The 15,601-nt window shown below is 59.6% G+C and carries 8 protein-coding genes; all 8 read left to right on the forward strand.

The annotated features are described in order from the left end of the window. Positions 1–266 precede the first annotated feature (266 nt). Positions 267–2,291: a molecular chaperone HtpG gene (gene htpG, locus ABHU32_RS00005; RefSeq protein WP_346978356.1), complete on the forward strand. Its 2,025-nt coding sequence runs from the start codon at positions 267–269 to the stop codon at positions 2,289–2,291. Between the two features lie 326 nt (positions 2,292–2,617). Then, positions 2,618–5,383 (forward strand): YhgE/Pip family protein, encoded by a 2,766-nt coding sequence (locus ABHU32_RS00010; RefSeq protein WP_346978357.1) that lies wholly within the window; start codon positions 2,618–2,620, stop codon positions 5,381–5,383. Continuing rightward, positions 5,384–7,573 carry a YhgE/Pip family protein gene (locus tag ABHU32_RS00015; protein ID WP_346978358.1) on the forward strand — a complete coding sequence of 730 codons (2,190 nt, stop codon included), beginning with the start codon at positions 5,384–5,386 and terminating at the stop codon, positions 7,571–7,573. 201 nt (positions 7,574–7,774) lie between these two features. Then, entirely contained in the window at positions 7,775–8,758 is a 984-nt protein-coding gene (locus tag ABHU32_RS00020; protein WP_346978360.1) for a DMT family transporter, read from the forward strand. Between the two features lie 115 nt (positions 8,759–8,873). Then, entirely contained in the window at positions 8,874–10,169 is a 1,296-nt protein-coding gene (locus tag ABHU32_RS00025) for a M20 family metallopeptidase (protein ID WP_346978361.1), read from the forward strand. 122 nt (positions 10,170–10,291) lie between these two features. Continuing rightward, positions 10,292–10,741 carry a hypothetical protein gene (locus ABHU32_RS00030; RefSeq protein WP_316365174.1) on the forward strand — a complete coding sequence of 150 codons (450 nt, stop codon included), beginning with the start codon at positions 10,292–10,294 and terminating at the stop codon, positions 10,739–10,741. A gap of 162 nt (positions 10,742–10,903) precedes the next feature. Beyond that, the gene (gene hisS / locus ABHU32_RS00035; protein WP_117640032.1) at positions 10,904–12,217 is read left to right on the forward strand and encodes a histidine--tRNA ligase; all 1,314 of its coding nucleotides are present in this window, start codon (positions 10,904–10,906) and stop codon (positions 12,215–12,217) included. 257 nt (positions 12,218–12,474) lie between these two features. Further along, positions 12,475–15,288 (forward strand): phosphoenolpyruvate carboxylase, encoded by a 2,814-nt coding sequence (locus tag ABHU32_RS00040; protein ID WP_370446102.1) that lies wholly within the window; start codon positions 12,475–12,477, stop codon positions 15,286–15,288. Positions 15,289–15,601 lie beyond the last annotated feature (313 nt).

Genomic DNA, 15,601 nt, shown 5'->3' on the forward strand with positions numbered 1-15,601 from the left:
TCACCATTGTCGGCCTAATCCGCGGTCTTTCATGCAGCAGGGGCTCTCAATGTTTTTATGTCCTGCTCATATCGTCTCTGCCGGCAGTTGGGGACACTCCTTGGCAATTGACGCATTGGAGCGCTCGGACATACAGTTTTTCGATTCCGTATGTATATATGCGCGTTAATGGGTTATAAAATCTAAGTCTGAACATAGCAGGTCTGCGATGCGGCTCGGGCGACCGGGCCGTTTTTGCGGACAGGGGTAGCGCGAAAGGACTGCACATGCGTCAATTTAAGACCGAGAGCAAAAAACTGCTCGACCTCATGATCAACTCCATCTACACCAATAAAGAAATCTTCCTGCGCGAGCTTATCTCTAACGCGAGCGACGCCGTCGACAAGCTCAACTTTAAGAGCCTGCAGGACCCGAGCGTCAAGATCGACCAGGGCGACCTGGCCATTCGCGTCTCCTTTGATAAAGACGCCCGCACCATTACCATCTCGGATAACGGCATTGGCATGACCGCCGAGGAGCTGGAGCGCAATCTGGGCACCATCGCCCATTCCGGCTCCGAGGAGTTTAAGACCGAGAACGCCGAGCAGCAGGGCTCCGATGTCGACATCATCGGTCAGTTTGGCGTGGGCTTCTACTCGGCTTTTATGGTCGCCAGCCATGTGAAGGTCGTCAGCCGCGCCTACGGCGAGGATGTCGCCCATGTGTGGGAATCCGACGGTCTTGAGGGCTACACCATCGAGGACGGCGAGCGCGCCGAGCACGGTACCGATGTCATCCTGACGCTGCGCGAGAACGAGAAGCTCGATGCCGACGGCGAGGCCGAGACCTACGATCGCTTCCTGACCGAGTGGGGTCTCAAGAGCCTGATTCAGCAGTACAGCAACTATGTGCGCTACCCGATTCAGATGATGGTGTCCAAGAGCCGCCAGAAACCCAAGCCCGAGGACGCCGGCGACGATTACAAGCCCGAGTACGAGGACTACCAGGAGCTCGAGACCGTCAATTCCATGACACCGATCTGGAAGAAGCGCAGCTCCGATGTCGAGCAGAAGGACTACGACGAGTTCTACAAGTCCACGTTCCACGACTTTGACGATCCTGCGCGCACCATCAGCTTCCATGCCGAGGGCACGCTCGAGTATGACGCCCTGCTGTTTGTGCCGGGACGCGCGCCGTTCGATCTGTACAGCAAGGACTACGAGAAGGGCCTGGCGCTCTACAGCTCCAACGTCCTGATCATGGAGAAGTGCGACGACCTGCTGCCCGACTACTACAACTTTGTCCGCGGCGTCGTGGATTCCGCCGACGTGTCGCTCAACATCTCGCGCGAGACGCTTCAGCAGAACCGTCAGCTCAAGGCCATCGCCAAGCGTGTGGAAAAGAAGATCACCGCCGACCTTGAGGATATGCGTGACAACGACCGCGAGGCCTACGAGAAGTTCTTTGAGAACTTTGGCCGCGGCCTCAAGTACGGCATCTACTCGAGTTATGGCATGAAGGCCGATGAGCTCGCCGATCTGTTGCTGTTCTGGTCTGCCAAGGAACAGAAGATGATTACCCTGGCCGAGTATGCCAAGGGCATGCCCGAGGATCAGAAGGCCATCTACTACGCCGCCGGCGACTCGCGTGAGCGCTTGGCCAAGATGCCCGTGGTAAAGGGCGTGCTCGACCGCGGCTATGACGTGCTGCTTCTGACGCAGGACGTGGATGAGTTCACCTTCCAGGCCATGCGTGAGTACGTTGCCGCCGATATGCCCAAGGTCTACGAGGACGATGCTGCCCGCGAGGCTGCCGAGAAGGCTGTGGCCGACGGTGCCGAGCCCGAGGTCGAGGATCGTCATCTAGAGCTCAAGAACGTTGCGACTGGCGATCTTGATCTGGCGACCGAGGACGAGAAGAAGGAGGCCGAGGACGCCACCAAGGAAAACGAGGACCTCTTTAGCGCTATGAAGGAGGCGCTCGGTGACAAGGTCGAGAAAGTTGCCGTCTCCGCGCGCCTGACCGATGCCCCCGCTTGCATCACCACCGAGGGCCCGCTTTCGCTCGAGATGGAGAAGGTGCTCCAGAAGGGTCCCGAGGGCGCGCCCGACGGTATGCCCAAGAGCCAGCGCGTGCTCGAGCTCAACGCCAAGCACCCGGTCTTTTCCAAGCTCGTCGCCGCTCAGAAGGCGGGCGACGCCGACAAGATCAAGCAGTACTCCGGTTTGCTCTATGACCAGGCCCTGCTGGTCGAGGGCATCCTCCCCGAGGATCCCGTAGCCTTCGCGGCGGCTGTTTGCAACTTGATGTAGTTCGGGGATACGGCACCGTAACTAGATTAGAACGAGAGTGGATAATCTCCCACTTTTGGCTCGAATGCGGGCTTGAAGTGAGAGATTTTCCACTCTCGTTTCCTTTTGAATGATCCCTCCGTCCCCAAGGGATCATTTATTTGTGCGGGTTGTGGTTTTGTGACCTGCTGAAATTTAAGATACTGTACAACTGTACGTTAACTCATCTTCGTAGTATATTGCTACCCGCAAAACTCAACACCATTGTGCTTTGAGACGTTAAAGCGCCTACTACAATGGTTGTCGATAGTACGATTCGATTCAACGACAGGATGGATGGTCCAAGCGTGAGTCTCGGCAGCAAACTATCCAATGCAAAGGTCTCCTTTGCGATATTTAAGCGCGACATTAAGCGACTGCTTGTGAACCCCGTCGCCTTGGTGGTTACCCTTGGCGTGTGCGTTATTCCCTCGCTGTATGCCTGGTACAACATCGTGGCCAACTGGGATCCGTACGGAAACACCCAGGGCATCAAGATTGCCATCGCCAACAACGATCGGGGCACCCAAAACGACCTGGTGGGCGAGCTCAACGCGGGCGATCAGGTCGTCGATCAGCTCAAGGAGAACGATCAGCTGGGCTGGACCTTCGTCGATTCTGCGGCCGATGCCAAAGAGGGCGTCGAGAGCGGTGAGTACTATGCGGCCATCGTAGTCCCCAAGAACTTCTCGGATAACCTGGTTTCGATGCTCGACGGCAACTACCATCAGCCCAAGCTTACGTACTACGTCAATGAGAAGAAGAGCGCTATTGCGCCCAAGGTTACCGACACCGGTGCAAACACCATCGAGGAGCAGATCAACTCGGAATTTGTCTCCACGGTGGGCGAGACCGTTGCCAGTATTGCCAAGGATGCCGGAGTCGATTTAAAGGACAAGGCAACCCAGACTCAGGATTCGTTGGCCGGTTCGGTATCAGAGGCTTCCGATACGTTGGGCGAAGTGCGTGATTCGATTGGCGACATGAATGCCGCCATCGATAAGACGAGTGGTTCCATTGCCTCGGCAGATGCGGCACTTGCCGGTCTGCAGGGTCAGGCGCCGTCGCTGACGCAGGCGATCTCCCAGGGCAATGACCTGCTGGGCGAGGCTCGCGCCACGGCGGGCAACTCTGTCGCCTCGCTCTCCAAGGCGCTCTCGGAAGGCAGCCTTGCGCTCACCAAGACGTCAGCCTCTGCGAACGCTGCCATCGGCAAGCTGACGGGCACGGTCACATCTACGACCACCCGTATCGACAACTCGCTCGAGTCTCTCCAAGCGACGATCGACCACAATAAGGCCGTTATCGGGCACTTAGAGATTCTCGCCAATGACACGTCGACAGGTTCCGAGGAAATTGACGCGCGCATTGTATCGACCATCGATTTGCTTCGAGAGCAGAATGAAAAGCTTCAGAGCATCAAGGACGGTCTGTCCGCGCAGTCGAGCGCCATGGCGAATGACGCAGCGGCTGTTTCGGGTGCCAGTGACGCTATCAATAACGCAATTCATACCGGTGCGACCAACCTTGGCCAAGCCCAGACGGACTTGGGCCAAAACGCGCTGCCGAAGGCCTCGAGCGCACTTGATTCGTTTGCCGCCGTCTCGGGTGATCTGACGGGAATCGTGTCTGGCCTCACGCCCACGATTGCAAGTGCGCGCGGTACACTTTCGCAACTCAACGCCACGCTCGGTCAGGCCAAGACCACGCTGTCCCAGACCGATGCCTCGCTTGCCAAGGTCCAGGACAAGCTCGCAACCGCCGCCAACGACATCGCGGCGCTACAGACCTCCGAGTCCATGGGCGAGCTGGCCGGCCTGATGGGCGTCGACGTCGATGATGTTGCAGACTTCATGGCATCTCCGGTCGAGCTGACCTCAAAGTCAATTTACCCGGTCAAGAGCTTTGGTTCGGGCATTGCCCCGTTCTATACCAATCTGGCGCTGTGGGTGGGCGGCTACGTGCTTATCGCCATCTACAAGCTCGAGGTCGACCGCGAAGGCATCGGCAGCTTTACCGCGCGTCAGGGCTACTTTGGCCGCTGGTTGCTCCTGGTGATCCTGGGCGCGTTGCAGGCCATCATCGTTACGGTAGGCGATCTGGTGATTGGCGTGCAGTGCGTCAGCCCGCTGCTGTTCGTGCTGGGCGGCATCGCCATCTCGTTCACCTACGTCAATATCATCTATGCGCTGTCCACCACGTTTAAGCATATCGGCAAGGCTATCGGCGTCATTCTGGTTATCGTGCAGATCCCGGGTTCGTCGGGCATGTACCCCATCGAGATGATGCCAGGCTTCTTCCAGTGGCTGCACCCGCTGCTGCCCTTTACCTACGGCATCAATCTGCTGCGCGAGACGGTCGGCGGCATGTATTCGTTCAACTACCTGTTTAACCTGTGCATTCTGGGCGTGTTCTTGATCGTGGCGCTCTTTATCGGCCTGCAGCTGCGTCCGCTGCTGCTCAACCTTAACCTGCTCTTTGATAAACAGCTCTCCACGACCGGTATGATGATTTGCGAGTCCAACGACCTGCCGCGCCAGCGCTACTCGCTGCGCACGGCCATGCGCGTCATGCTCGATTCCGATTCGTACCGTCGCGAACTGCTCGATCATGCGGTCGCCTTTGAACATCGCTACCCGTACTACATCAAGGGCGGTTTTGCCGCCGTGGTGGGCGTTCAGGTCCTGCTCTTTGTCCTGTCGACGGTTCTCGATATCGACAATAACGGCAAGATCATCCTGCTTGTCATTTGGATCATCTCGGTTATTGCCATCTGCGGCTGGCTGATCAATATCGAATATATCCGAGCGAGCCTCAATACCCAGATGCGCATCTCGGCGCTTTCGGATGAGGACCTGCGTCGCGAGATGCGCGAACACACGGCCGCCATTCCTGCCGCCCGCCACATGTTTGGCCTCAACGCCAGCGAGCGTGGTGCCAAGGGCGGCGATCAGTCCACGGGCCGCTTGCCGCATATCGGCTCGCACCATAAATCTCAGGGCAGCGACAGCACAGCCACAAATGATGGAGATGCCACCGCGCTTGGCAAGCACTCCAAAGGAGGTGAGGCATAAATGAAGAACATCCTGCATCTGTTTAAGCGCGATGTCCAAAACGTGTCTCGCTCCGTGATCGGCTTGGTTGTCGTGATGGGCCTCATTATCGTACCGTGTCTGTACGCGTGGTTTAACATCGCCGGCAGCTGGGATCCGTACGGCAACACCGGCAATCTTAAGATCGCCGTGGTCAACACCGATGAGGGTTACGAGAGCGATTTGATCCCCGTCGAGGTTAACGTGGGCGAAAACGTGACCGCCACCCTACGCGGCAACGAGAGCTTCGATTGGGTTGTGCTCAACAATCGCGAAAAGGCTATCGAGGGCGTTAAGTCGGGCGCGTACTATGCTGCCGTCGTTATCCCCAAAACGTTTAGCGCTGACATGATGACGCTTTTCTCGACCGACGTGAAACACGCCGATATCGAGTTTTACGAGAACCAGAAGGCCAACGCCATTGCGCAGATCGTGACCGAGAAGGGTTCGAGTGCCGTTCAGAGCCAGGTTAACGAAACTTTTACCGAGACCATTACGAGCATCGGTCTTAAGACGGTGTCCAGCCTGCTCGATTACATGAGCACCGACCAGGTCAGCAACTTTATCGCCAACCTGTCCTCGACGCTTGGCGATTCGATTGAGGACCTGCGAGACGTTCAGGCAAATGCTTCGTCGCTGGCGGGCATTTTGAGCTCCACGTCCGATTCGCTGACGTCGGCGAGCGGCATGCTCAAGCAGACCGGTGCCGTCGATGAGTCGACAAAGCAGCTCATGGAACATGCCAAAAGCGGCATCGATGATTCCAAAGAAGCGCTTAAGGCGGCAAACGATGCCATCGATGCCGCAATCGATGGAAGTGCGGGTTCGTTCGACAATGTGTCTGCCGAGCTCGCGAAGGCGTTCGACACCGCAAACCAGCATGTCGACCTTACGGTGTCCCAACTCAACGATGCCGCTGCGGCCCTCAATGCGCGCGCCAAGGATATCGATGCGATGGCCGATCAGCTCCGCAGCCTTGCCGACCAGGTGAGCGATGAGAATTTGAAGGACGGCCTCAAGTCCGCCGCGACGTCGCTGGGCAGAATCGCCGTTGAGTACCGCAACAATGCCAAGGATCTGGCGGCTACCGCGAAGTCTCTCTCCGATAGCATGGCCGAGGTCAACAACTTGCGTGCCGAGGTCGATCAGGCCATCGCTGATGCCAAGGCCGGCATCGCGGGTGCCAAATCCGATTACGATTCCACGTTCTCGGTTAAGGCCAAGGAGCTCAAGAAGACGGTTTCGGGCATTCTGGACTCGCTTGATGGCATCTCGGGCGACCTGGATAGCGCCGTAGGCGGCCTGACCGACGCATCCGGCTCGTTGGCGAAGGGCCTCTCCAAGGCCGCCAAGCTGGTCAACAAGGCTTCCGATCAGCTAGGTGAAGCGTCCGATAAGATCAGTGCGTTTAAGGATGAGCTCGATGGCGCCCTGATGTCGGACGACCTTGCCACGATCAAGACGATGATTGGCAACGATCCCGAGGGTTTGGCCGTGTCGCTTTCCGGTCCCGTCGCGCTCGATCGCAAACCGGTCTATCCGATCCGCAACTACGGCTCGGCCATGGCGCCGTTCTACACGATTCTGTCGCTCTGGGTCGGCTCGATCGTGCTGGCGGCCATGATGAAGGTGTCGGTTGACGATGAGCTTATCAACGAGCTCATCCCCGTACGCCTACACGAGATCTACCTGGGTCGTTACTTGTTCTTTGGCGGTTTGGCTCTGCTGCAGGCAACGCTCGTGTGCGCGGGCGACATCCTGTTCTTTGGCATCCAGTGCGACAACCCGCTGCAGTTTGTGCTGGCGGGCTGGGTTGCGAGTCTCGTGTTCTCCAATATCGTCTACACGCTTACGGTGTCGTTTGGCGATATCGGCAAGGCGCTCGCCGTCGTGCTGCTGGTCATGCAGGTCGGCGGTTCGGGCGGTACGTTCCCCATCGAGATGACCGGCCCTGTGTTCCAGGCGATCTATCCGTTCCTGCCGTTTACCCATGGCATTAACGCCATGCATGCCGCCATGGCTGGCGCCTACCATATGGAGTACTGGGTTGAGCTGGGCATTCTGGCGAGCTATCTGATTCCGTCGCTGGCCCTGGGCGTCGTCTTCCGCCGTCCGGTCATCAAAGCCAACGACTGGATCATCGAAAAACTGGAGTCAACCAAATTGATTTAGTTCAGACACGTAAACGCCGTCGGAACATCGAGATCTTCCAACCCGATGCTTTAGCGTAGTGAATTGCACGGGCTGCTTGGTTGTTGCTACAGTAGCGGGGCGTGCCGGGGGTCCGGTGCGCCCTGCTTTTATTTGACCATGAGGCGGCACGCAGCCATGCGCGTGCGGACACCACGCCCAGATTGAGCGCGAGGATGCCCTATGGCCCAGCATGCCACTGACAATATCGAAATGATGCCCGATAGCCCTGTTGCTCGCGAGGACCTGGGCGCGGGCGGCACCTCCCGCGGCGCCGGCGCTCGCTCGCCGCTGTTCTGGAAAGTCCTGCTGCTTTCGGTGGCAGTCGTCTGGGGCTACTCCTTTACGACCATGAAGGACGCGCTCGACACCATTCCGGTGTTCGAACTGCTCTACGTGCGCTTTCTGCCTGCGGCGTTGGTCATGTTTTTCATCTTCCACAAGCGCATCATCGCGCACCTCAACGCCCGCAACCTTATCGTCGGACTTGGCATGGGCGCACTTATGTGGGCCGCCTACGCCCTGCAGACAGTCGGTCTGGCGCACACCACGGCGGGCAAGAATGCTTTTTTGACGGGCACGTATTGCATCGTTGTGCCGTTCGCGAGCTATTTTCTGAGCGGCGAAAAACTCACCCGCTATAACCTGGGCGCGGCGCTGCTGTGCTTGGCGGGCATTGGCTTGGTGGCGCTCGATAGCGTTGAATTCAACATCGGTGATGTCATTACGCTGGCGGGTGCGGTCTTTTTCGCCATCCAGATGGCGGTGACTGCCAAGTACGGTCGCAAAATGGACATCAACGTCATCACGTTTTGGATGTTTGTGGGCAACGGCGTGCTGAGCCTGGCAACGTCGCTGCTATTCGAGACCCAAGCGCCTCTGTCCGTGTGGACGCCGAGCTTTATCAGCGCGATGGCGTTTCTCTCGGTTGGTTGCACATGCGCGGCTCTGCTCATCCAAAACGTCGGCCTGGCGCATGTCTCGGCCTCGACGGGCTCACTGCTCCTTTCGATGGAGTCGCCTTCGGGCGTGCTGTTCTCGGTGCTGCTGATGGGGGAGGCGCTCACCTCGCGCCTGCTCGCCGGCTTCGCGCTCATCTTTCTTTCGATTATCTTGAGCGAGACGCATTTCGATTTTTTGCGTCGAAAGCCGCGTCCGCAATTGTAAACAATTTGTTGCGCCGCCTCCCGGGGCGGCATTTTTTATGCGTCGCCCTTAAAGTAGTACCTTGCACTTTACGCTATCAAAGTGCTTGCTGCAAAAACGTTACTGGAGGGCTTCTATGGCATCAGCTCTGTCCAATTTTCAACCGCAATCAGCGCCCAAGGCCACCGCGGCGGCGCAGACCGCTATCGGTGACGGTCTTGTTGCAGAAGCTCAGGCTTTTGCAGACGAGCTCGCTGCGTGGCGACACGATTTACATCAGATGCCCGAGCTGGGTAATAGCCTCCCGCAGACCTCTACGTATATCCAAGCGCGCCTGACCGAGATGGACATCCCATTTGCAACGCTCGTCGATGGTTCCTGCGTTGTGGGCCTTGTCGGCGCCGGTGCCGCTGCGGCCCAAGGCAATGGCGTCTGCACGAATGAGCAGGCCGGTACGGTCATCATGCTTCGTGGCGACATGGACGCCCTGCCCGTTGCCGAGGAATCCGGCGAGCCCTTTGCATCCACCAACGGCTGCATGCACGCTTGCGGTCACGATATGCACGCGACGGCGCTGCTTGGTGCGGCTCGTATGCTCAAAGCTCGCGAGGCAGAGCTTGTTGATGCCAACGCTACGGTTAAGTTGCTGTTCCAGCCGGGCGAGGAAACCTTTGAGGGTGCCCGCGCCGCCATCGCCGACGGTCTGCTGCAGAACCCGCGTCCTCAGGTCGCCTTTGCCATGCATGTCAATAGCCAGTCGCCGCTCGGCCTGGTGCTCTACGGCAGCCCGGCGCTCTCGGGCGTGTACGGTTTTCGTATCACGCTTCAGGGCAAGGGCGGCCATGGCTCGAGCCCCGAGATTTGCATCGACCCCATCACGGCCGGCGTGCATGTGCATCTGGCGCTTCAGGAGCTTATCGCTCGCGAAGTGCCGGCGGCTAAGGAGGTCGCGCTTACCGTTGGCAAGTTCGCCGGCGGTCAGGCCGCAAATGTCATCCCCGACACTTGTGTGCTCGAGGGAACGCTGCGTGGCTTCGATGTCGAGCTCATGGCTCATCTCAAGGAGCGTATCGCCGAGGTCGTTAACGGCGTGGCCGCAACGTATCGCACGCCGGCGACCCTCGAGACACTCTCGGATGTTCCCCCGCTCGTACTCGATGACGACATGACCCAGGCGTCGCTTGGCTACGTGGGCGCGGTGCTGCCCAAGGCCGCCTTCCTGCCGCTGTTCCACGCCATGGCGAGCGAGGACTTCGCGCTGATCTCGAGCGAGATCCCGAGTGCGTACTTTACCGTGGGCGCAGCTGTGACCGATACGGACGAGCACTTTGCCCAACACCATCCCAAGGCACGCTTTAGCGATGCCGAGCTGCCGCTCGGCGCCGCGGCCTATACCGCCGTCGCTTTGGGCTATATCGCCGACCACCGGTAGCACCCAACCTTGCCTTTCAAGCCTGCGGGCATGGCCGTAAGGCCTATGCCCTTGTCTTTCAAGGCAATCTTGGGCACTACCGGCGCCCGGCGCAGGCTATTCGTTTGTTTAAAAGGAACAGTATGTCCCAGCAGCATAAATTCTTCCCCGGTTGGCTTGTTGTGGCCTCCGGCTTCGTGATCATGGCCACGTGCTACACGATTTTCGTCAACTGCATGAGCCTGTTCCAGCCGCTGATCGTCAGCAACCTCGGGATTACGCTTGCCCAGTACAACATCTCCAACGCTATCTCCACCGTGGTGAGTGTCGTGGGTTCGCTCGTTATCGGTCATGTTGCCGATAAGGTGAGTGGCCGCGTATTGGGCTCGCTCACCGTTATCGCCACCTCGACGGTGCTCGCGGGCATGAGCTTTGTGGGTGAGCTTTGGCAGGTCTATGTGCTCTTTGCCGTCTCGGGCTCCTTTGCGAGCACCTGGATCGTGTGCCTGGCGTGCTCCGTGGTCATGCTCGTGTTCCTGCTGGCATCCGAGCCCATCGCCGCCAAGCTGCGCGCGAGCGTGGCGGGGGAGTAGGTAGGCCAAAGCGCATCGCCGCTTGTCCGCTTCGTCCGCGGTGGCGCGTCTGGCCGAACGAGCCCCCATACCCTCGTTCGGTCAGACGCGCCACCGCGTTTTGTGTTTGTGCCGTATAATGACCACTACCTATGACGCGATACAAAAGAAAGGTGTTTGCCCATGCAGGCACAGAAGGCGGAGGGAACCCGCGACCTTATCGGCGCCGAGATGCGCGCCTGGCAAAAGATGCAGCAGATCGCTGCCGGCGTGTTCGAGCCGTTTGGCTTTAAGCCCATCGAGACGCCCGCTATCGAGCAGGTGGACGTGTTTGTCCACGGCATCGGCCAGTCGACCGACGTCGTGCGCAAGGAAATGTTCCGCGTGTTCAGCGGTGCCAACCTGGAGCGCGTCTTTACCGAGGGCACCGACACCAAACTCAAGCCCAAGCAGCGCCTGGCACTTCGCCCCGAGGGCACGGCCGGCGTGGTGCGCGCCGTCGTCGAGAACAATCTGGTGCCCCAGGGCTCCACGCCGTTTAAGGCTTACTACGCCGAGGCCATGTTCCGCGGCGAGCGTCCCCAGAAGGGCCGCCTGCGCCAGTTCCACCAGGTGGGCATCGAGTGGCTCGGCGCTCCCGATCCGGCGGCAGACGCCGAGTGCATCATCATGCTCATGGAGTTCTACAAGCGCCTGGGCTTCGATCTTTCCAAGCTTCGTCTGCTCATCAACTCGATGGGTGACGCCCAGTGCCGTCCGGCTTATCGCGAGCAGGTTAAGCAGTTCATCCTCGATCACGCCGACGAGATGTGCGATGAGTGCCGCGAGCGCGCCGAGCTCAACCCGCTGCGTGCCTTCGACTGCAAGAACGACCACTGCCGCGAGATCATGGCCGAGGCTCCGCTGATGGGTGACAACCTGTGCGATGAGTGCCGCGAGCACTACGAGCAGGTCAAGCGCTATCTGGATGCCGCCGGTATCGAGTATGTCGAGGATCCCACCTTGGTGCGCGGCCTGGACTACTACACCCGTACTGTCTTTGAGGTCGAGGCCCCTGGCGCCGGCGTCGGCTCCATCGGCGGCGGCGGCCGCTACGATGGCCTGGTCGAGCTCGAGGGTGGCAAGCCCACGGCGGGCGTCGGCTTTGCTGTCGGTTTTGAGCGCGCCCTGCTGGCCCTGCAGGCCTTTGGCAGCGATTTGGGTGCCGATGAGGCCCCGTGCGTCTATGTCGCCAACGCCGGCAAGGAGCTGCGTCAGAACGTCTTTGCCATTACGCAGGAGCTTCGCGCCGCAGGTATCGTGACCGAGGCCGACTATCAGGGTCGTTCGCTCAAGGCCCAGTTTAAGCAAGCCGATAAGGTAGGCGCCAAGCTCATCTTGGTCCTGGGTGGCGACGAGCTTGCCGCCGGCAAGGTCAAAGTGCGCGACATGCAGAGCCATGACGAGGTGCTCGCCGATCTGGACAACGTCGTCGAGGCGGTTCGCGAGCGCCTGTAGCGCATCTTTTTGAGCTTCGGGCCTGCTAACGTGCCCTGCTCATGGAGAGCGATTGTTACGGGGGTGTTTCGCTTTTATGCGGAATGCCCCCGTTTACGTATGCCGCCCACCGAGAAATACGACCATTTAGGGCAAAAACCTTTGCAATGCAGAAAATACTTTTGTGTGGTAAAGCGCAATCAGTGTCGAAAGTATTTCTCAAGCGCCTATAATGAATACCGCATGTTACGTGCATAGAAGGAGGAATGGGAGGAAACGTGGCTGAGAACCTAAGCAACCAGTCTGTACCCGAAGCCGCGGCGCGCGTCGCTGCCGTGGTCAACCGCCTCGTTAACCGAATCGGCTCGAATGCCGAGTCCAGGGAGCGTCTCGCCGAGATCGAGATCCCCGAGGAGCTGCGCGACAATCTGGCGCTGTTCTTGCGCCTGGAGCGCCGTGTGCTTAGCGAGTATGATCCCGAGATCGCGGACCTGTTCGACAAGATTTTGACAGCCGAGATTGTGGTCAATGCCGGCAACCCCGGTACCTGCGCTGCCGACGAAGCCGTCGACGAGCAGGGCGTGCCCACCGCCGACGAGCCCACTGCCGTGGCATTTCGTGAGGTCGTCGATTTGATCGACAGCCTGCCGCTCGATAAGCAGCAGGTCATCGTTCGCGCCTTTACGAGCTTTTTCCATCTGGCAAACCTGTCGGAGGAGAACTACCGTGTGGCGCAGCTGCGCGAGCGCGAGGCCGGTGCGTCGACCGATACCGAGGTCGATCCTGCCAACGAGCTTACCGTTGCCTATCACCAGCTGGTGAATGAGCTGGGTGTCGAGGGTGCCAACGAGCTGCTCGACAAGCTCGAGTTCCACCCTGTCTTTACCGCACATCCCACCGAGGCCCGTCGTAAGGCCGTCGAGGGCAAGATCCGCCGTATCTCCAACCTGCTGGAGGAGCGTCCGCGTCTGGGCGGCTCCGACCTGGTGGAGAACGAGCGCCATATGCTGCAGGAGATCGACGCCCTGGTGCGTACGAGTCCCATCGCGCTCAAGAAGCCCACGCCGGTCGAGGAAGCCGATACCATCATCGACATCTTCGATAACACGCTGTTCGACGTTATCCCCGTTATCTATCGTCGTTTTGACGATTGGGTGCTGGGCGACAAGGCCGGTACTGTGCCGCCGCTGTGCCCGGCGTTCTTCCATCCCGGCAGCTGGATCGGTTCCGACCGCGACGGTAACCCCAACGTCACCGCCAAGGTGAGCCGTGAGGTCGCCGCCAAGTACTTTACGCACATGGTGCTCAAGCTCGAGGACAAGTGCCGCCACATCGGCCGCAACCTCACGCTCGAGGCTACCTACAGCAAGCCGTCGGCCGAGCTCATTAACCTGTGGAACCATCAGGTCGAGATGAGCCCTCGTTACACGGCCCGCGCCGAGCTGATCTCCGAGCACGAGCCGCATCGCGCCGTCATGCTCGTCATGGCCGACCGCCTGAACGCCACCGTCCGTCGTATCACCGACACCATGTACCACAGCGCCGACGAGTTCCTGGATGACCTGCGCGTCGTCCAGCGTTCGCTGGCCGCCTGCGGTGCCGTCCGTGCTGCCTACGGCCCGGTCCAAACCATCATCTGGCAGGTCGAGTCCTTCGGCTTCCATATGGTCGAGATGGAGTTCCGTCAGCACTCCGTGGTGCATGCCCGCGCCCTTAAGGATATCCACGAGAACGGTATCCATGGCGACCTGCAGCCCATGACGCGCGAGGTCATCGATACCTTCCGCGCTATCGGCTCCATCCAAAAGCGCTACGGCAAGAAGATGGCGCACCGCTACATCATCTCGTTTACCAAGAGCGCTCAGCATGTGGCCGACGTCTTTGAGCTGGCGCACCTGTCCTTTGCACACGAGGAGGATGTCCCCGAGCTCGACGTGATCCCGTTGTTCGAGCAGCTCGAGGACCTCGAGGGCTGCGTCGACGTGCTCGATCAGATGCTTACGCTGCCCGTGGTGCAAAAGCGCCTTGCCCAGACCAACCGCCGCATGGAGGTCATGCTGGGCTATTCCGACTCTTCCAAGGATGCCGGTCCTACCACGGCCATGCTCGCGCTGCACTCCGCGCAGGAGCGCATCGCCAAGTGGGCAGAGAAGAACGATATCGACCTGGTGCTCATGCACGGTCGCGGCGGTGCCGTGGGCCGTGGCGGCGGCCCGGCCAACAAGGCCGTGCTGGCGCAGCCCAAGGGTTCGGTCAACTGCTTCTTTAAGCTTACCGAGCAGGGCGAAGTCATCTTTGCCCGTTACGGCAACCGCACGCTGGCTCAGCGCCATGTTGAGTCCGTTGCCGCCGCAACGCTTTTGCAGTCGGCCCCGAGTGTCGAGAAGACCAACACCGAGACCACGCAGAAGTTCTGGGATATGGCCGAGAAGCTCAACACTGCAAGCCACGAACGCTATCTGGACCTGCTGAACACCGAGGACTTTACACCGTGGTTCTCGACCGTGACGCCGCTGACCGAGGTCGGTCTGCTGCCGATCGGCTCGCGTCCCGCCAAGCGCGGTCTGGGCGCCAAGTCGCTCGATGACCTGCGTACCATCCCGTGGATCTTCAGCTGGAGCCAGGCGCGCATTAACCTGGCCGCTTGGTACGGTCTGGGCACCGCCTGCGAGCAGCTTGGCGATCTTGACCAGCTCAAGGCTGCCTACCAGGAGTGGCCGTTCTTCCGCACCTTTATCGACAACATTGAGATGTCGATCGCCAAGACCGACCAGCGCATCGCCAAGATGTATCTGCACCTGGGCGATCGCCAGGATCTGTCCGAGAAGGTCTTCACCGAGATGCAGCTCACGCGTAAGTGGGTCCTTGCCATCGTCGGTGACGAATGGCCGCTGCAGCGCCGCCGCGTGCTCGGCTGCGCCGTTCGCGTGCGTAACCCCTACGTCGACGCTCTGTCCATCGCCCAGGTCCGCGCCCTTCGCGAGGTGCGCATGAATCAGGACGAGATGGCCGAGGAGAAGAAGGCCGAGTACATGAGCCTGATTCTTTCGACTGTGACCGGCGTCTCGGCAGGATTGCAGAACACGGGGTAATCGATAACCCTGTAGTCGTCCGGGCCCGCCATAAGTTTACTTTTAGGCACGTCCTCGGACATGCAAGAAGCCCTCGCTGCGCACTTCGTGCGGCGAGGGCTTCTTGCGTCCTGCGGAGTGTGCCTAAAAGTAAACTTATGGCGGGCCCTGCGATGTCCGGTCTTCGGCGGATTACTGGCTGGGGGAATAATGGCGCGCTTCGCGCGTTTTGGATGGGGTCTGTCCCGGCGGCGCGTTTGGCGCTTCGCGCCTCGCGTCTTATCGATCGGGATCGAGATGCATCTGGTGCTTCTCGCCTTACGACTGTAGCGGC

Source organism: Collinsella aerofaciens (genome assembly GCF_039758965.1).
GTDB classification, from domain to species: Bacteria; Actinomycetota; Coriobacteriia; order Coriobacteriales; family Coriobacteriaceae; genus Collinsella; species Collinsella aerofaciens_BR.

Coding starts and splice junctions, on each gene's coding strand:
- ABHU32_RS00015 (WP_346978358.1), top strand. CDS start 5,384: ATGAAGAACATCCTGCATCTGTTTAAGCGCGATGTCCAAAACGTGTCT.
- htpG (WP_346978356.1), top strand. CDS start 267: ATGCGTCAATTTAAGACCGAGAGCAAAAAACTGCTCGACCTCATGATC.
- ABHU32_RS00025 (WP_346978361.1), top strand. CDS start 8,874: ATGGCATCAGCTCTGTCCAATTTTCAACCGCAATCAGCGCCCAAGGCC.
- ABHU32_RS00030 (WP_316365174.1), top strand. CDS start 10,292: ATGTCCCAGCAGCATAAATTCTTCCCCGGTTGGCTTGTTGTGGCCTCC.
- hisS (WP_117640032.1), top strand. CDS start 10,904: ATGCAGGCACAGAAGGCGGAGGGAACCCGCGACCTTATCGGCGCCGAG.
- ABHU32_RS00020 (WP_346978360.1), top strand. CDS start 7,775: ATGGCCCAGCATGCCACTGACAATATCGAAATGATGCCCGATAGCCCT.